Origin of the sequence: Simkania sp. (assembly GCF_965215465.1) — a bacterium.
GTDB lineage: Bacteria > Chlamydiota > Chlamydiia > Chlamydiales > Simkaniaceae > Simkania.
Map to the genome: position 1 here is coordinate 1,054,221 of NZ_OZ244056.1, position 19,397 is coordinate 1,073,617.

A 19,397-nucleotide genomic window follows, 5' to 3' on the forward strand; every position below is an offset into this window, starting at 1 on the left:
TATGAATCCTATCCACTCAGAAGTATTAATTGAGTGGCTAGATGGAATAGATTATTTCCTCTGGTCACGTTGTTTAATCTTTCTCCTTGTCGGAGTGGGACTCTTTCTCACGTTTCGACTAAGAGGAATGCAATTTAAGTACCTTCCTTATGCTTTGAAACTGGCCTTCACCCGCCAAGACGATCAAGCTCAAGGAGACATTAGTCAGTTCCAAGCCCTCATGACAGCCTTAGCAGCGACAATTGGAATTGGAAGTATTGCCGGTGTTGCCACTGCCATCGTTGGGGGTGGTATGGGCGCCATCTTCTGGATGTGGGTGATTGCCCTCATCGGAATGGCAACAAAGTATGCCGAAGCGATTTTGGCGATCAAGTTCCGAACCAAAGATCACCGCGGAGAAATGTGCGGTGGCCCGATGTATTACATCCGCAAAGGACTCAAATGGAAGTGGCTGGCAGGCTTTTTTGCCGTGTCGGGGATGCTTTCTGCATTTGCTGGTGGAAACTTGACACAGGCTCATTCAATCGCCGATGCTATTTACGATTTACTTCACATCCCACCCCTTTGGACAGGTCTAATTGTTGCTCTTGCAACGGGGCTCATTGTGATTGGGGGAATTGGAAGCATTGGGCGTGTTTGCTCGGTTTTAGTTCCGATCATGGCCGGTCTTTACATTGTGGGAGGTCTCTTCATTATCATTGTTCATGCCCATTTAGTTCCTGCGAGCTTTGTTCACATTGTGAAGAGTGCCTTTACAGGAGAAGCAATGGCTGGAGGGTTTGTTGGGGCGACTGTCATTGCAGCCTTGCAGTTTGGGGTAGCTCGAGGGATTTCTTCGAATGAAGCAGGACTAGGAAGTGGTCCGATTGCAGCCGCAGCCGCTAAGACAGATGTTCCAGGGCGTCATGCCTTGATTTCTATGACAACCGTTTTTCTTTCCACACTTGTCGTCTGTACAATCACGGCTCTAGTTATTTCAGTCACAGGAGTTTTGGGTCAAACTGATGCAGAAGGAAAACTCTTGAACGGAGCGCCTCTTGTTATGGAAGCGTTTCGCTCTGTTCTGCCATTTGGAGATGTGATTGTCGCTGTAGGCTTGATTCTTTTTGGCTATTCGACCATTATTGGTTGGTCTTATTACGGCGAGAAGTGCATGGAGTACTTGGCAGGTGAAAGAGCCATCTACGCCTTCCGAGTCATCTTTTGCCTTTTTGTCTTTGTTGGTGCACTTATGAGCATCGAGCTTGTTTGGCCCCTTGTGGACATCATGAATGGCCTTATGACCCTGCCAAACTTGATAGGCCTCATTGCTCTTTCCTCAGTAGTTGTGAAAGAGTCCAACGAGTTTTTTAAACTGCTTAAACGGGAAAGAGATGAACGTATTCGAGACAAAACGACTACACTTGCGCCATCTAAAGACTAGTGATCTAGAGAATCTCTATCAGCTCCTTTCTGATCCAAAAGTGATGCTTCATTACCCACATACACTGAATTTAGAAGAAACAGAAGATTGGATTCAGCGCTCTAAACGCAATATTCGTGAAAGAGGGCATTCTTTTTATGCGTGCATCCACAAGCAGTCAGGTGATTTTGCTGGAATCTGCGGTCTGATTCCTCCAGGAAATGCTCCGGGAACATCCGAGGTTGAAGTCGGTTGTCTTTTTCATAGGCGTTACTGGGGGCTAGGGCTCGCTAGAGAAGCGACTTTTGGGTGTATCGATTATGGATTTTCCCATTTCGCATATGAAAAGCTCGTTGCAACAATCGACCCTGAAAATCATGCCTCCATTCGCTTGGCAGAGAGAAGTGGTTTTGTATTCGAGTCAAAAATCCATCGATTCGATAAGGACATGCTCCTCTATTCGATGACGAAAGAAGTTTGGGAAGATCATGCCTACTCACGAGCCGGATGATGCACAACGGATCTTTCTCGATTTCTACCGAGGAAAAATTCCCAACCTGAATGGGGTTTTGTTTGAAACCATTTGTCACTACACTGAAGATGAACTCGAACTCCATCACAATTTTATTCAGTGGCTTTTTCCTATGACAAAAAGAAGCCAGATGACTTCAGAACCGATTATGCTTAATGAGACCATCATCGAAGCCTTTCTAGAAGATTCTCACTTACAAAATCAACTCGTGCGAGCTCTCGATCTCATGTTGGCTCATTATGGACTCAAGCGTGACAAAGAAAGGATTTCCAAGGCTTCCGATTTTGACCAAAAAAAACGACATCTTTCTGGTCACAACTTAGCACGAATTGATCGGATCCTTAACTCACTTAGATCCCTTGGAAAATCATCCTTAGCCAAGGCTCTTTATGATTGCCTTGCAACACTCAACTTAGGGGAAGAATTTGCTTATAGTCTCAAGCATTACTGGAGGAAGTCCATAGATGTTTAAACGAATTTTGCTACTACTTACCTGGAGTATGACCATGTTAAACGCTCAAATGATTCCACGAGAAGAGCTATTTAATCCCGTCAAGATTCTCTCGGTCAAAATCAGTCCGAGTGGTCGACACTTCTGTGAAGTGCGTTCAAACCAAAAAGGGACCATGAATCTCTATCTTGAAAACGGAGAAGCTCTCACGAACTTTACCGATCCCGAAATCAAACGGTTTTACTGGTCGAGCGATAGCAAAAAAATCCTCTTCCTCAAAGATATTGGGGGGACTCGGAACTTCCATATTTGGACTGTAGACATCGAAACAAAAGAGCTTAAAAATTACACCGAAGATCGAGAGCTTGTTTTAGGAAACATTTATGGAGTAAGTTCTACCGAAAACCGAGCGGTTGTGGGAATTGCTGGAGAAAACCCTCTCTACCATGATGTCTACACTCTTGATCTCAATACAGGCACTCTTGAAAAGATCTACAACAACTCCCGCTTTGCCCGCATCTGGCTTGATGACAATTTAGACATTGCCCTCAAAGCTGAAGTCCATACCAATGGCGCGATGACCCTTGTCCATGCCAATGATGAAGTCCTTCTCAAGCTTTCTCCTAACGATAGCTTTCACACCACACCTGTTGTCATTCATGGGGCATGCTGCACCCTCTTAGACACACGTACGACCGATACGACCTCCTTGAAAACTCTTGATCTTAAGACCGGAGAAGAACAGACTCTTGCTCACGATTCCAAAAGTGATATTGGAGGGCTCATTTTTGAAGGAGATCGACTCGTTGCCTATTCCACCTGTTACACGAAAACTACCTGGCACGCTTTTGACCCCAAAGTGCAAAAAGATTTAGACTTCTTATCCCAACACATTTCAACAGAGTTTGAGCTCCTCAGCCAATCAGCCGATCACAAAACTTGGATCGTGCGGAGTACTAGCCCATTAAATGGCGTGCAGATCTTCCGCTTTGATCGTGTTGAGCAGGATCTTACATTGCTGTCTCAGTCGCCTAAAGTCGAAGGCCTTCTCGACATGAAACCTCTTGTAATTCCCTCCAGAGATGGGCTTAATCTCGTTTGTTATCTGACTTTGCCAAAAGATCAAGATGGCCCTGTCCCACTCATTTTATTTCCGCATGGAGGCCCTTTTCAAGCCAGAGATTCATTTGGATTTAACGCCTATCATCAATGGCTTGCCAGTCGAGGTTATGCGGTTCTCAGTGTTAACTTTCGCCTTTCATCTGGATTTGGAAAGAGATTTGTGACTGCAGGAAATGGAGAGTGGGGAGGAAAAGCGCAAGACGATCTCATTGACGCTGCCAATTGGTGTATCAAAGAAAAGATCGCCGATCCGAAAAAAATTGCCCTCTTTGGTGGTAGCTATGGAGGTTATGCGGCCCTTGCTGGCCTCACATTTACTCCCGACTATTTTACTTGCTGCGTTGCAGCTTGTGCTCCATCCAATCTCAAAACAGTTATGCAAAAAGTTCCTCTCTATTGGGAGACTCCAGAGTCGCCTTTATCGGATGAAGGAAGTTTTTTCACAAAAGGAGCCTTTGTGACAAGCATGGGAGGAGATCCCGACCATGAAGAAGAATCAAAGCATCTCGAATTGAGATCGCCGCTCAACTATATCGATAACATCAAAAAGCCATTCTTGCTGATTCATGGTGACAATGATCCCATTGTAGCCAAATCGGAATCAGACCAGATTTTCGAAGCCATGAAACAAAAAGGATTACCGCCAACTTACCTTACGTTTCCCGATGAGGGGCACGGTGTGCGCAAGTTTCACAATCTGATGATTGAGCTGGCCACATGTGAGAAGTTTTTGGCTGAAAATCTAGGTGGAACCTATGAGCCGCCTTCAGAAGAAGATCTCAAACAATCCATGTTTAAGCTTGTGGAATAGTTTTAAAATAATCACTTATTCGTAGATCACCTTGAGAAAAAAGGTTTGTAAGTTTAAAAAAAACTTATAGAAACCAATATTATTTTGTGATTCGAATGATGAGAAGGATGCAATTTTTTAAGACGGCTTTAACACTATGTTTAGTGAGCTGTAGTGTAAGCTATGGAAGAACTTCGACTTGGAAGGGAGACCACACAGCAAGTTGGCAGAACAAAAAGAATTGGAGCAATGATATTCCTAAAAACGCAGGTGATGTTGCGATCTTTCAAGGGAATCCAGAATTTTACTATGTTTCAACTGACAGTATTTCGATTGGCAAGATTCAGTTTAACTCTTCAGGCGCAGATTTTACGATTGCCTCGAATAGCGGGACCATAACTTTTAATAACAATGGGAGCCCTCCTGTCATAGAAACTCTTTCGACCAATAATGGGAAAAATGGGTTTTCAGCAGGTATTGCTATTGCAAGTCCTTATTCTCTACATGTGACAAATAACTCTGCTTCTGAGTTCTGGTTCTATTCCACCCTACCCTCCAACAGTAATTATACGTATGTTATCGATGGCACAGGAACTGTTGTGATTCAAGAGACCCCTTCAGCTAATTTTCAAGTCGATAATGGCCTTTTCAATGTAAAGTTCAACCAGAGCGGCAGTCAAATGCTGAATGTTGCAGTGAACTCACCGGGGACTTTACAGCTAGGGTGGAATAATTATTCCATCGCATCATTAAGTGGCTCGGGCACAATAGAAATACCAGGTATTAGACTGACTCTTTCAGAGGGAAATTTTTCAGGATCGATTCAAGGGTCTAATGGAAAAGTTAGAAAAAATACAACAGGTACCCTTGTTCTCACAGGAAATAACAGTTACAGCGGTGGAACAACAGTTGCCGAAGGAGTGCTCCAAGGGACAACGGATGGATTAAAAGGAGCAATTCAAACCCAAAGTTCTACATCAGTTGTGTTTGATCAAAGTGCAGGCGGGACCTATGCTGGGGTCATATCTGGGGATGGAAGCGTTACCAAAAAAGGAACAGGAAAAGTGACCTTTTCAGGAAATAATTCCTATACGGGTGGAACAACGGTAGAAGCTGGAACCCTTTCAGGGACGACGCAGAGCTTGACAGGAGGCTTCTCAATAGACAACGGAGCAATGCTCGACTTCGATCAAAGCGCAGATGGAACATATTCTGGAGGTGGGATTACAGGCCAAGGAATTTTAACAAAAAATGGAACGGGAAAAGTCACCCTTTCGGGTTCAGGACCTTATAATTATTCAGGAGGAACAACAGTTAGCGGTGGAATTCTTCAAGGGAATACAACAAGTCTTCAGGGAAATATCACCAATAATGCGAATGTGACATTTGACCAAACAGTTACTGGAACTTATTTAGATGCCATATCAGGAACAGGAAGCTTAACAAAAACCGGGGGAGGAATCTTAATACTAACAGGAGGGAATAGTTACACTGGGGGAACTACGGTGAGTCAGGGGACCTTGCAAGGAAATACAACAAGCTTGAAAGGATCAATTCTAAACAATGCGGCAGTGACGTTTAACCAAACATCAGATGGGACGTATTCTGGTGTTATGTCAGGAAGTGGGAGTTTAACCAAAATCGGGACAGCGAAGTTAACGCTTACAGGAATGAACTCCTATTCAGGCGGAACAACGGTTACAGCTGGAACGCTAGAGGGAGATACGAACAGTCTTAAAGGATCAATCGTCAACAACGCGGCAGTGATATTTAACCAAGCGACAGATGGGACGTATTCAGGCGACATGTTAGGAAGCGGAACATTGACGAAGATAGGGGGCAACAAGCTAACTCTTACCGGAACAACGGCATCTGGGATAGGAATAACTGCTACAGCTGGAACCTTGCAGGGAGATGCGGACAGTCTTGCAGGACCAATCACAAACAATGCGGCTGTAATATTTAATCAAGCAACAGCAGATGGGACGTATTCAGGCGACATGTCAGGGAGCGGAACATTGACGAAGATAGGGGGCAACAAGCTAACTCTTACCGGAACAACGGCATCTGGGATAGGAATAACTGCTACAGCTGGAACCTTGCAGGGAGATACGGATAGTCTTACAGGACCAATAACAAACAATGCGGCTGTAATATTTAATCAAGCAACAGCAGATGGGACGTATTCAGGCGACATGTCAGGGAGCGGAACATTGACGAAGATAGGGGGCAACAAGCTAACTCTTACCGGAACAACGGCATCTGGGATAGGAATAACTGCTACAGCTGGAACCTTGCAGGGAGATACGGATAGTCTTACAGGACCAATAACAAACAATGCGGCTGTAATATTTAATCAAGCAACAGCAGATGGGACGTATTCAGGCGACATGTCAGGGAGCGGAACATTGACGAAGATAGGAGGGAACAAGCTAACGCTTACAGGAACAACGGCACCTGGGATAGGAGTGACAGTAACAGATGGAACTTTGCAGGGAGATACGGATAGTCTTACAGGACCAATAACAAACAATGCGGCTGTAATATTTAATCAAGCAACAGCAGATGGGACGTATTCAGGCGACATGTCAGGGAGCGGAACATTGACGAAGATAGGAGGGAACAAGCTAACGCTTACAGGAACAACGGCACCTGGGATAGGAGTGACAGTAACAGATGGAACTTTGCAGGGAGATACGGATAGCCTTACAGGACCAATCACAAACAATGCCGCAGTGATATTTAACCAAGTAACAACAGATGGAACCTATGCAAGCGTGATGATGGGCAGTGGAAGTTTGACGAAGATAGGGGGTAACAAGCTAACACTTACTGGAGCTAACACTTACGGAGGAGGAACAACAGTTAGTGGAGGAACGTTGGAAGCCTCAATAACAAACTTGCAAGGGGACATCACAATTAATAGTGGTGCTACTTTCACCTTTAACCAAGCAACAGTAGATGGGACGTATTCTGATAACATAGCAGGCAACGGAACATTGACGAAGATAGGAGGGAATAAGCTAACTCTTACCGGAACAACGTCATCTGGGATAGGAATCACGGTGACAGATGGACCTTTAGAGGGAGATACGGATAGCCTTAAAGGACCAATCACAAACAATGCAGCGGTGATATTTAACCAAGCAACAGCAGATGGAACCTATGCAAGTAAGATGTCTGGATCCGGAAGTCTCACCAAAAAAGGGGTTGAGACGTTAATTCTGACAGAAGCGAATAGTTATAGTGGTGGAACAACCATCGAAGAAGGAATTCTTGAAGGCACCACAACAAGTCTTCAGGGACCAATTGTTAATAACTCAACGATTGTCTTTAAGCAAAGAATGATCGGTACCTATACAAATTCCATCACTGGGTCAGGAGATCTCATCAAACAGGGCCTAGGCATCATCACTTTAAGTGGAGATAACACCTACGCTGGAATGACAACAGTCAATTTGGGTGTATTAAATGTTAAAGGTAGTATCGCAGGAAGTGCGACAGAAGTTCAGAGTGGAGCCATTCTTCATGTGAATGGCGAGGTGAAAAGCCCAACGACAACTATTGCTCCTGGAGGACTTCTCAAAGGTGATGGGAAGCTGCAAACGGTCAATAATTCAGGAATTGTTTGGCCAGGAAACTCGATTGGAACTCTAACCATTGCAGGAGATTTTACCCAAAATGCAAATGGGCGTTTACTCAATGAAGTCAACTCGAGAGGAGAGGCAGATCTTTTAATTGTGACTGGAACTGCAAATCTCGATGGAGCTCTGACTGTTATACCTCATCCAGGATATTACCCAGCAGGACTGGAATACATTTTCATGACCTATAATGCGAGAAATGGGAACTTAAACTTAACAGATCCCACTTCTTTGGGATTTACCGTCTTCTACCTTCCATCTTTTGCACTGCTAACAAATCAAAATCCTGGGGTTATCCTTCCAGTTCCGCTGAGCGAACTCAAAGGAAATGCCAAGGAAGTTGCACACTATTTATTTTGCCCTAATTACTTTCCTTCCAATCCAGACCTTTTAGAGGTTCTGCAAGCAGTCTTGACCGTTCCAGCTGATCAGTTCCCTGAAGATCTCGTCAAGCTTAGCCATGTACAGTTTGGGGCTCTGCCCGTAGTCGAACTACAAAACCAACGCATGATTGCAGATGTGATGGCAGAAAATGCTGAAAAATTCTACTGGTGTGATCCCTGCATCACGAATGGAAATCAAAACCAGCAGTGCAAAGCCAATCAAAGCAGAACGACTGTTTGGGTTGCACCTGTTGGAAGTTACTATGATCAAGGCTCGATCGGTGGCGAAACAGATTACGATTCCTATCTACCCTTTGACGCTTACTCTGTTGGTATAGCTGCAGGTGCGAATCACATGTTTTACAACTGGTTGCAATTTGGTGGAGCCGTGGGGTACATCTACTCCGATATCGATTGGAATGAAAATAGAGGAAAAGGGCACTGGAACTCGATTTATTTCGGTCCCTCTCTTGGAATGCTCGTCAAAGAGGGGTACGTGAATCTATTGGTACTTGGAGCCTATAACACATATAGCATTGACCGGCATATTCATTACCCAGGAGTAAACCGCACAGCCCATAGTAGCCATCATAGTTACGATGTTTTAGCAAGAGTCGATGGAGGGTACAAGTTTCGCGTTAATATCGGCGGCAACATCGATCACTTTTTCATTCTTCCTGAAGCACGCTTGAGCTATTTGAATATGTTTGAAAACGGATATACCGAATCAGGAGCTGACAGCATCAACCTCAAAGTGGACAGGAAGTACTCAGCTTACCTACAACCCACCGTATTGGTGAAGTTTCTCAGAGATTTTTACACTCCCTCAGTTTGCATAACACCCGTCATTCAACTTGGTTGGATTTCGAATATTCCTCTCACTTCAGGAAAGCGTACAGCTCGATTTTACAAACAAACCATTTGCGAGTCTTCTTTCACTGTGAAAAGCTACCATAAGTCCACGAATCAGTTCACCGTTGGAGGGGAGCTGGTCTTGAGAACCAACAATGATTGGATCATTGAGCTTGGGTACAAAGCTGACCTCTTTGATAATGCCGCAATCCAAAGCGGTAAGGTCAAAGTGGAAAAGCGGTTTTAGTGAAAATTTAGCTTAACTTTTCTTCGATGCTTTGAAGTTGTTTCTCTAGATCTTTGAGCTGCTGTTGCGTTTTTTCCACGAGCTCTTTAGGGGCGCGCTCTACAAAGTTGGGATTGCTTAGTTGCTTCTTTGTCGAAGCAATTTGCGCGATGCATTTCTCTTTTTCTTTTTCGAGCCGCTTCAGCTCTTTTTCAATGAGCTCTTGAGGAAGAGGAATGATGAGTTTTAAGCTGCGTACTTGCGCTGATGAGTGAAATCCTTCAGGGGCATCAGTTTTGATTGATTCGATGCGCACGAGGGAAGTGATGATTCCCATGTTTTCCTGAAGAAGGTCAAACTCTTGGCCCGATCCTTCGACAATCAGATCTGTTGCAGTTGAAGGCGGCAGTCCCATCTCCGCTCGAATATTACGGATTGCGTAGACGACTTCATTCATGAACTGGAACTTTTCTTCGATCTCTTGACTGACGTCTTCTTTGCGAATCACTTGTGGGTAGGCTGACACAATACAAGCAGGTGAGAGAAGGGCGTCAATTGCTTCTTGTGTGTAGGGGGCAGAGGAAGAAGGTTCAATGTGCGCAAAGTGCTCTTTCAGTAAATGGAAAATCTCTTCGGTAATGAAAGGAGCAAAAGGATGCATCAATCTGAGCGATGCGAGTAAGACTATGACAAGAATTTTTTGCTTCGTGGTTTTTTCGCCCCGCTTGCCAAAAAGAGTCGGTTTTGACATTTCGACATAGTAGGCGCAAAACTCGTCCCAGAAAAATGAATAGCACCGCATGGCAGCGCGATCAAAATGGTAGCCTTTTAAGTGAGTGTGCATTTCTTCGATCACAGTGTTTAGCCTGGAAAGAATCCACTGATCTTCCAAGGCAAGCTTCGAAAAATCGAGTCCTTCAGCAAATGTTTCATGCGAGAGATCTGAGAGATTCATGAGGACGAAGCGTGAGCCATTCCACACCTTGTTGGTGAAGTTTTTGAACTCTTCAAACCGGCGACGGTCAAGATCGATTTGCATCGATTGCGTGGCGCTGGCACCAAGAGCCATTCGCATGGCGTCGGCTCCATAAGTATTGATGATCTCGATGGGATCGATCACGTTCCCTTTCGACTTGGACATTTTTTCCCATTTAGAAGAGACGTCTTTTGGAAGTGTCTCACCTAAGTCGAAGGCTTTTTTCTCATCAGGGGAGACGTAAGCAATACCACCGTCTTCAGCTTTTCTCCAATACGACTTACCGAAGATGAGCCCTTGCAGATTCGTTTCTTCGAAGGGAACTTCACCCATGACATATTTTCCCATCATGATCATGCGCGCCACCCAAAAGAAGAGGATGTCGTGGCCGGTGATAAGCGTCGAGTTAGGATAGAATTTTTTCAGTTCATTCGTTTGATGAGGCCAACCCAAGGTACTAAAGGGCCAAAGAGCAGAAGAGAACCAAGTGTCGAGCACGTCTTCATCTTGTTCCCACTGATCTGGCTCAGCTTTGACTTCTTTAGGAAGGTCATCTCCAGCATGGCAAATCATACGAGAAGGATCTTCCTTGTGGAACCAAACGGGAATGCGGTGTCCCCACCATAGTTGACGGGAGATACACCAATCGCGGAGGTTTTCAATCCAATGGAAATAAGTTTGCTCCCAATTTTTGGGAATGATTTTAACTTTTCCTGAGCGAACGGCATCAATCAGATCGTCTTTAAAGGCCGTCATCTTTACAAACCACTGCTTGGAAAGGTAAGGCTCGATGATCGCTTTGGAGCGGTAAGAAACCCCCACGCGGTGCGTGTAGGGCTCGATTTTTTCGAGAGCGTCAATTTCCTTCAAGCGAGCAACAACTAAGTGCCGAGCTTCTTCAGTGGTGAGACCTTCAAATTCAAGTCCATTTTCATTCAAGGTGCCATCAGGATGGAGAATATTGATCATCTCAAGGCCATGACGCAGCCCCATTTCATAATCGTTCGGGTCATGTGCAGGAGTGATTTTGACAACGCCTGTTCCAAACTCTGGATCAACAAAAGGATCGGCCAAAATTGGAATTTTCCGCCCCACAAGAGGCAGAACCAAGTGCTTACCAATCCACTTTTTGTACCGCTCGTCTTCAGGAGACACAGCAACAGCGACATCTCCTAGCATGGTTTCGGGGCGGGTGGTGGCAACGACGAGGTGGCCACTTCCATCTTCCAATGGGTACTTCAGATGCCAAAGGTGGGTTTCTCGCTCTTCATATTCGACTTCATCATCAGCAAGAGCTGTTTGTGTCACGGGATCCCAATTGACAAGATAGTCACCTTGATAGATCAGACCTTCGTCGTACATTTTTTTGAAGAGTGTTCGCACAGCTTCGTTGAGCTCTTTATCCATTGTGAAGCGGTGACGCATCCAATCGCACGAACAGCCTAATTTTTTCAGCTGATCTACGATCCGGCTTTCGTTTTCTTCTTTCCATTTCCAGACGTGCTTTAAAAAGTCTTCACGTGAATAGTCTTTGCGGCGCTTCCCTTCAGTTGCCATGAGATGCCGTTCAACAACCGTTTGCGTCGAAATCCCTGCATGGTCGGTTCCAGGAACCCAAAGGGTTTCAAAACCACACATGCGTTTGTAACGGATCATCACATCTTGAAGCGAATCGACAAGGGCATGCCCCTTGTGGAGAATACCTGTCACATTGGGTGGGGGAAGAACGATGCAATAAGGCTCCTTGTCTGACAGCGGATCAGCATGGAAGAATCCTTTTCGCTCCCAAAAGTAGTACCACTTTTCTTCGACGATATCTGGGTTGTAATGTTTCGGCAGATCTTCATTCATAGCAAATAGAATAAATGATTTTAGATGAAATTTAAAGGAATTTGAGAGTTTTCTCGCTCTTTTACGATCATTTGCTCAAATTGCGTTGCTTTGCGCTTTTTCCCAAGGCAGAAGTAGTAGAGGGAGAGCTGTCGAAAGAGCTGCACTTTTTCCCATAGGAAAGCGTTTTGCATCCAAGGCGACTTGAGTTCGATGGCCCCTTTCAAAAAATGGCTGAGGAGGGCGCTTGTTGGAGGGTAGGAAACATTGAGTAGCGACTCAAAGTGTCCCAGTGCTCCTTTTTCTCCTTCCTTTTGTGCCAGGAGGCATCCATAAAGGGGATAGTAAGGCGAAGTGATTTCCGCAATTTGTTTGGGGAAAAGCTTTTCAGCATCTTGCTTTTGATCCGATAGAAGATAGGCCCAAATTTCAATCGGTTTGAGATCCATTTCAATTTTATCAAACTTGGACAGCTTTTCGAAGTAAGGGAGAAGAGAAGGAGCATCTTTGGTACTGAGTCCTTTTTCAAAGAGAAATTTAAGTGTGCGCGCTTCTCGTTTAGACAGATGGTTGGGCGCGACACTAAAGAACAAATCGAGGCAATCTTTAACTGGCTTTTCATCTGCTTGAATGGCGATCTCGATATAGTTTTTAAGCAGTAAAAATTCGGGATCACTTTCTTCAATCTGCTTCGTGATGATGTAATTGGCAAGTTTGGGGTAACCCATCTCAAGAAGAGCAAAAAGGGCATTGCCAACAAGGAGGTAGTACTCTGGAGCTTCAGAGGAGATTTTCTGCAAAATTTCATAGAGAACCGTTGGTTTAGACAGCCAAAACGCCAGTTGAATGGCGAGGTGATTGTAACGGACCTTATCGCTAGAAAAACTCTTTGGTGACTCAATAAAAGCAAGCGACTCCCAATCTGTTGTCAAATGCTCGATTAAATCTTGCGTTTCTTTGGTATGTAAAACGTGGGGAACGTGCCTCAGGGCAAGCAGGAGAAAAGAGTAGGCTCCTTTTCTATCCAAGCGCGACGTTTCATGTAAGCGGAATCCAATATGTTCTTCAACAACAGGAAGCAGAGGATGTTTGGGATACTTTCGTATGGCCAGCTCCAAACATTTGATTTCTTCTTCTAAATCTCCTTCGGTTCGATAGACAAGAGATTTCCCTAAGTATTCTAGTGGAGCTCCTGGAGTGCCGTGCAATTTTTCGAATTCATCCAACGCGCGTCCAAAAAACTCCTCTTTTTTCTCTTCACTTGCCTTATTTTTTGCCTGCTCCAAAATCGTGATTCCAGCTCGAAAGAGCGCCTCTCTTCCTTCAGCACGCCCCTTGAACGAATGGGCGATGCGTCGGTATTCAGACAGCGCTTTTCCGTAGTCTTTACTCGTTAAAAACGCATCGGGAATCGAGAGGCAATTGACCATCACATTTTGACTTCCAAACAAGATATGGATGGCTTCTAATTTAAAATCAGTATCACGGAGAAGCATTCCTAAATGGCCCCCAACAAGAGGAATGTGACTGACATAACTCAGCACCAAATTGCCATCGATTAAAAGACGAACATTGTTTTCAATTTTTTCAATTGCGATCGCATACGTCCGCTTCGGTTCAAGTGCCACTTCGGGAATGTGCATCACCTCGACGTTAGAGCGGAAAAGAGTACATGATGGGTTTTTCTTTGTGCCAATCCACAGACAGTAGCCATCTTCTAAGCCTTTGCGCTCACTCGGCTCAGGAATGGAAAGGAGAAAACCCACACCCTGGCAGGGCTCTTCGATTTCAAGCGTTGCTTCGATCCGCATGTTGCCCGAATAGGACTCCTTTGAAATCATGAGCATGACCCATTCGAGCACGTTAGAAATCCGTGAAACTGCCATGTGTTTCGAAAGAAGAACGTTTTCTTGAAACTCCCAATCTTCTGCGCGGTCGATTTTAAGCGTTGTCGTTGGAATCCATTCGGGGCAGCCTTCAATGTAGTTTTCGAGTTGCTCGATCATTTCATGCACCGATTCATAGCGCTTATTAGGGTCGGGTTGCAAACACCGTTTTGCAATGTGTGACAGTTGCGTGGGAATGTCACGATGGGGAGCGACTTCCTGAGGTTCAATCCATCTTTCAAGCTTCATTTGTTTGCGAAAATCTCGCAGCGAAGGGCGGATAAAAGGAAGACGTAAGGTCAGCAATTGGTACAAAATGACCCCTAATGAATAGATATCGGTCCGCTCGTTTGCCGGCTGACCTAGTGCCCGTTCAGGCGCCATGTAACCAACCGTTCCCACCACCTTGCCAGGTTTGGTCAAATCATGAGGAGACGCCACCTGTACTTCACTCGATTCCTCTTCTTCTTCAAGCCCCATAGGAAGGGCAATGCCCCAATCGAGAATCATGACCTCACCAAACTTTCCCACTATGATATTTTCAGGCTTCAAATCTCGATGTAAAAACCCTTTCGAATGGGTGTAGTGCATCGCTTGGCATACACTTAGAAAAATACGGATCAAAGCTGGAATCGAAGATCCAGTAGGGTGAGGAGCATCGCCTGCCTTTTCCTTGTCGCGTGTCACTTTGATGATCTGCTTGAGAGTGTCTCCTTCGACATAAGGCATCGTGTAATAAATCTGATCTTCATCAGCATGCAAAGTGTAAATAGGAATGATGGAAGGGTGGGCCAATTGCGCTGCAATTTTAGCTTCGCTCAAGAACCGTTTTTTGATCGTAGGGTAGCGAATAAGTTTTTCTAAAATGCGTTTGAGTGCAACTTCCCTTTCGCAAACCGGATCCTTTGCTAAAAAAATCTCACCCATGCCTCCTTTCCCAATAAGGCGAATGAGATCGTATTTTCCTATCTTTTTTGGCAGACTATCGCTCATGCCTGTTATCTAAGACGAAAAAGGAAAACTTTTCAATAACTCTTTTCCTTGTTATCCTGAGACGCATGACGAAAAAGAAAATTATTCTAACCGGAGACCGCCCAACAGGCCCTCTTCATCTAGGACACTATGTCGGGTCCCTGCGCTCACGTGTTGAGCTGCAAGAGTCCTGCAAGCAATTTGTGATGATTGCTGACATGCAAGCGCTCACAGATTATGCAAAAGAACCTCAGCGTGTACGTGATAGTGTTCTTCAAGTTGCACTTGATTACCTCGCAGTCGGGATCGACCCCGAAAAGACAGTTATCTTTCTTCAATCGCTGATTCCTGCTCTTTCAGAGCTCACCATGTATTACCTCAACCTGGTGACTTGGAACCGACTTAAGCACAATCCCACCGTGAAACAAGAAATCAAACAAAAGGGATTTGGCGAAAGCGTCCCTGCTGGGTTCATGACCTATCCGGTTTCGCAAGCAGCTGACATCACCGCATTCAAAGCTAACCTCGTTCCCGTCGGTGAAGATCAACGTCCTATGATCGAGCAGACAAATGAAATTGTCCGTTCTTTTAATCGCATTTACAAAACAGACGTTCTTGTGGAAGCTGAGGCTTGCATTCCTAAAATTGCCCGGCTGCCTGGAACCGATGGGCAAGCCAAAATGAGTAAATCGCTTGGTAACGCCATCTATCTTTCAGACGATGTGGACCAAGTGTCAAAAAAAGTCAAAAAGATGTACACCGACCCGAACCATCTCCGTGTCGAAGATCCCGGCAAAGTTGAAGGAAATCCTGTTTTTGAATACCTCGATGCCTTTGATACCAACATCGAAAAAGTGCAAGAGCTCAAAGATCATTATCAGCGTGGGGGATTAGGCGATTCTGTCGTAAAAAAGTATCTTCTAGAAGTCCTCCTCGAGTTTTTAGAGCCCATCCAAAAAAGACGTGCCGAATACGAAAACGACCCAGCAGCTGTCTTAGAAATCGTGCGTAAAGGAACTGAAAAAGCCAACGAAGCGGCTTCTCAAACCCTAGTCGATGTGCGCAGAGCCATGCACCTGAACTATTATGAATAACGATTGGATCAAGCCCTATCTTTCCATTCGAAAAGATTTTCCCAAGCCAGGCGTCAGTTTTCATTGGTATGGCAAACTCCTTCGAGATCCTCAAGCTTTTCGCCAAGTGATCCAAACTTTTGCCGACCGGTACCGCGATCAAAAGATCGATGTCATCCTCACAATTGAGGCGCGCGGTTTTATTTTTGGTTCAGCCCTTGCCTATGAGCTCTACCTCCCACTCGTTCTCGTTCGCAAATGTGGCCGCCTCCCAGAAGAGACCCACTTCAAACACTTTGAACTTGAATACGGCGCTGATTGTCTAGAAGTCGAAAAACAAGCGCTCCAACCTGGTCAGCGAGTTCTCATTCTTGATGACCTCTTGGCTACAGGCGGGTCAGCCGAAGCCGCCAGTCAGCTGGCCAAACATGCCGAGGCGGAGGTTATAGAAGTTGCCTGCCTCCTCGAAATGACAATCTTTCAAGGAAGATACACCCTCTCAGCTCCCTTCTTTTCCCTCTTTCAGGTTTAAAAAGACTCATCTCCTTAAAAATTAAATAATTAGATATTATTTTAAGTTTAAGTTGTTAATTTATAACATTATAAGATTTAGTTTAATAAAATGATATAATCTAATATTTTTAATATGTTATAATAGTGTCTTGGAGATGGAAAAAAAGGAGATAGAAGGGTATGTCTACTGCTTCACTTAGCGTTGTGGCTCATACAGAGAGCTCACACTTAATCGATTCAAAACAAAAAGGTTCATCATGGATGGACACCGCAGCCCGTGTGGGTAAATTCGCTGCACTCGCTTTCATAACAGTTATTTCTCTTGGGGCGCTACTTCCCTTGACTTACCAACCGATGGTTGAGCTTTGGAATGGAAAGGATTCTTCAGATGATAAACCAATTGGAGCTACCATGGTTGCATCAAATAGAGATACAGATATGGATGATCCGTTTAGAATGAGTGAAGAAATACCTGTTGTTGAAGAAATCCAGCATCAACCAACTACATCAGTTGGGCATCGAGCAGCAAACACTCAGGATGACTTCTTAGAGACCTTAGATGAGCTGCAAAATATTGCTGGAAAAATGGGACAGCAGTTAGGTTCTGAAATGTTAAAAGAACTTGCCGAGAACGCAAGCAAAATTTATCCCTATGTAAATGATTCAACGATTCAAGGTCTTGAGCAGGCTTTTGGACCTGATCATCAGAATACCAGGATGGCACGATCTCTAAAAACGCTGACTATTGAACGAAATAATCTTAATAATTTTCGAAAAGCTCTTATTGAACCCGTTTTTCACGATTTTAAAAACAAATTACTGAAGATCAATGTTTCTCAACTACCAAAGACTTTGCGACCTGGTGTGAAAGAACTTCAAGAGAAGCTTCATAATATGAATGATCAAAGCTATTTGGAATTAGACATAAGTTGTTTTAAAAAAGTTGTGGAGAGAGAGATTGCATGTAAAGATGAGCTTATTCAAGCCACGGTTAAACCATATAAGAATGTATAAAAGAGATGGCATAGGTCAGTCGAATTGCTGACGGTTTGTTTAGATACTTAATTCATAGATGAGTCTCACTCTGAAAAGAGTGGGGCTTTTTTTTACTTGGTCTGTTTTCATTTCTAGCTTTAACTTTTTCAAGACACTTAAGAATAATGTCTTAGATAAAATTTTAATTCATAAATAACTAAATGTAAGTTATTTAAATAATTTTAATATGTTGTAATGGGGAGATCTAGAGAACAAAAAAGAGAAGGAAAATCCTATTCAAGGATCAGGTCTATTCTCTCTAATTAATTGATAATCAGCACAATGACGAAAAGTTTTCATGAATCGAAAACTTTGCAATAAATTGAATATAAATGACTTGAGTTTAAATTCAAACTTTACTTTTAAGTGTTAATAGAGTATAATGAATTTATGAAGGGAGTAAGAAGAGGGAGAAATCATGTCAGTACATGTCCGTAAAGCAGAACATTCAGATAAAACACATCTACTTGGTAATCAAACAGATAGTCACGGGAACTGGAAAGCGGTAGGCGAGCGCGTATTGGGATATGCGCAAAGCTTTTTTTCTTGGCTAGGCGGTTGCTGTTTTGACAAGTCATCAGTTGATAGAGAATGGGGTCATGCCAGCACTTTAGGTCAGGACGAGAAGCCAATTGGAGCTGTAGCCACGGCAGCTCGTGATCCACTAGATGATGAAGATACCATTGATCAGCGAGCATTGCATAAAGTGATGGATGAAGCGAGTGATATGTTGAATGAGTTTGATGATGCAGTTTTTGGGGCAAGGGTTAAAGATGTTCCAGGTCTTGAAGCTTTTGCAGTCGCGCATTCAGAAACAGCTATGACTGTGTTCACTTCAAATTTTGCGGGAGAAACGGTTCTGATATCAGAAGTTTCACAAGTCGCAGAAAGTGTCATTCCAGCGATCAACCAAGCGCTTGAACAGGGAAAAAACGTCGTGTTTATCCCTGTAAAAATAGATGGTAAACTTAAGCTAATGACTCTTACTTTAGGTCAAACTGATGAAGGAAAGCTTGTTCACATCTCTTCACCAGAATTGCAAAAGTTCTCAGATGAATTGAGTCGCTTGTCATCAAAAATACAGTGGCCGAAAACGCCTCTTGATACTCTTATCAGTGAAGTGGAATATCACCATGTACTACCACAGACGCTTGATAAAATTGATGAAGCTTACGATGAGAGTAGTGTGGTTTGTACAACCGCTCATGCTCTACGTGAGCAGTATCAAGTTCAGAGACAAGTTCAGCATTTGCACAAAGCTCTTCAAGGCAGAAGCGACTACCTTCTTTTGAAAGTTGCGTTTCAACATGTAAGACCCTCAAGCCTTCCAGAAGGGTTAAGGGGAAAAGCAGAGTTCTATAAGGAAATGAGTGAAGATGACTTCAACAGAGATCGGGTTGGGACTGGCAGACAGCTAAAAATGTTTTATAGTGAAGTGAATGATGAGCTAGAGAGAATTGATTTAGAAATCGAAGAATTGAAACCACAGCTAGAGCATGCGCGCACTGCGTCTAGAAGCTTTACACCTGTTACAAGTTTCCTCAGTTCACGAGTGGGAGAGCTTCAGCAAGAGCTGGCTTCTATTTTAAGATAGTGAACGTCTAAAGCTCAGAGATCTAAACTTCACCCCTATCAGGGTGGAGTTTTTTTTATTTAAATATCTAATTTATAAAAGTTTAGTAAATTTTTTTATTCAAAATAAGATATCAA

The 19,397-nt window shown here is 43.9% G+C and carries 11 protein-coding genes; 9 read left to right on the forward strand and 2 right to left on the reverse strand.

Annotation, left to right across the window (positions count from 1 at the left end; translation table 11 throughout):
* The first annotated feature begins 1 nt into the window (after window position 1).
* The 5 genes from ACOOFG_RS04855 (at window position 2) to ACOOFG_RS04875 (ending at window position 9,423) form a co-directional block, all read left to right on the forward strand.
* Window positions 2-1,423: an alanine/glycine:cation symporter family protein gene (locus ACOOFG_RS04855; RefSeq protein WP_420422513.1), complete on the forward strand. Its 1,422-nt coding sequence runs from the start codon at window positions 2-4 to the stop codon at window positions 1,421-1,423.
* Window positions 1,374-1,913 carry a GNAT family N-acetyltransferase gene (locus ACOOFG_RS04860; protein WP_420422514.1) on the forward strand — a complete coding sequence of 180 codons (540 nt, stop codon included), beginning with the start codon at window positions 1,374-1,376 and terminating at the stop codon, window positions 1,911-1,913. Before ACOOFG_RS04855 ends, ACOOFG_RS04860 begins: the two co-directional genes overlap by 50 nt.
* Window positions 1,891-2,406: an opioid growth factor receptor-related protein gene (locus ACOOFG_RS04865; protein ID WP_420422515.1), complete on the forward strand. Its 516-nt coding sequence runs from the start codon at window positions 1,891-1,893 to the stop codon at window positions 2,404-2,406. Before ACOOFG_RS04860 ends, ACOOFG_RS04865 begins: the two co-directional genes overlap by 23 nt.
* Entirely contained in the window at window positions 2,399-4,318 is a 1,920-nt protein-coding gene (locus tag ACOOFG_RS04870; protein WP_420422516.1) for a S9 family peptidase, read from the forward strand. Before ACOOFG_RS04865 ends, ACOOFG_RS04870 begins: the two co-directional genes overlap by 8 nt.
* Before the next feature lie 107 nt (window positions 4,319-4,425).
* Complete coding sequence (locus ACOOFG_RS04875; protein WP_420422517.1) at window positions 4,426-9,423, forward strand: autotransporter-associated beta strand repeat-containing protein; 4,998 nt, start codon at window positions 4,426-4,428, stop codon at window positions 9,421-9,423.
* Between the two features lie 7 nt (window positions 9,424-9,430).
* On the opposite strand, the gene ACOOFG_RS04880 is transcribed toward ACOOFG_RS04875, so the two are convergent.
* Both ACOOFG_RS04880 and pknD read right to left on the reverse strand, forming a co-directional pair.
* Window positions 9,431-12,229 (reverse strand): valine--tRNA ligase, encoded by a 2,799-nt coding sequence (locus ACOOFG_RS04880; RefSeq protein WP_420422518.1) that lies wholly within the window; start codon window positions 12,227-12,229, stop codon window positions 9,431-9,433.
* Between the two features lie 20 nt (window positions 12,230-12,249).
* Window positions 12,250-15,087: a serine/threonine-protein kinase PknD gene (pknD, locus tag ACOOFG_RS04885; protein ID WP_420422519.1), complete on the reverse strand. Its 2,838-nt coding sequence runs from the start codon at window positions 15,085-15,087 to the stop codon at window positions 12,250-12,252.
* Window positions 15,088-15,152: 65 nt separating this feature from the next.
* Here pknD and trpS point away from each other — a divergent pair, with 65 nt between their 5' ends.
* The 4 genes from trpS (at window position 15,153) to ACOOFG_RS04905 (ending at window position 19,281) form a co-directional block, all read left to right on the forward strand.
* Window positions 15,153-16,160 carry a tryptophan--tRNA ligase gene (gene trpS, locus ACOOFG_RS04890; RefSeq protein WP_420422520.1) on the forward strand — a complete coding sequence of 336 codons (1,008 nt, stop codon included), beginning with the start codon at window positions 15,153-15,155 and terminating at the stop codon, window positions 16,158-16,160.
* Window positions 16,153-16,671, forward strand: coding sequence for an adenine phosphoribosyltransferase (locus tag ACOOFG_RS04895; RefSeq protein WP_420422521.1), 519 nt, complete (start codon window positions 16,153-16,155; stop codon window positions 16,669-16,671). The genes trpS and ACOOFG_RS04895 overlap by 8 nt, the downstream gene beginning before the upstream one ends.
* Before the next feature lie 161 nt (window positions 16,672-16,832).
* Window positions 16,833-17,666, forward strand: a complete 834-nt coding sequence (locus tag ACOOFG_RS04900; RefSeq protein WP_420422522.1) for a hypothetical protein — start codon at window positions 16,833-16,835, stop codon at window positions 17,664-17,666.
* A 439-nt stretch (window positions 17,667-18,105) separates the two neighbouring features.
* Entirely contained in the window at window positions 18,106-19,281 is a 1,176-nt protein-coding gene (locus ACOOFG_RS04905) for a hypothetical protein (RefSeq protein ID WP_420422523.1), read from the forward strand.
* Window positions 19,282-19,397: the final 116 nt, after the last annotated feature.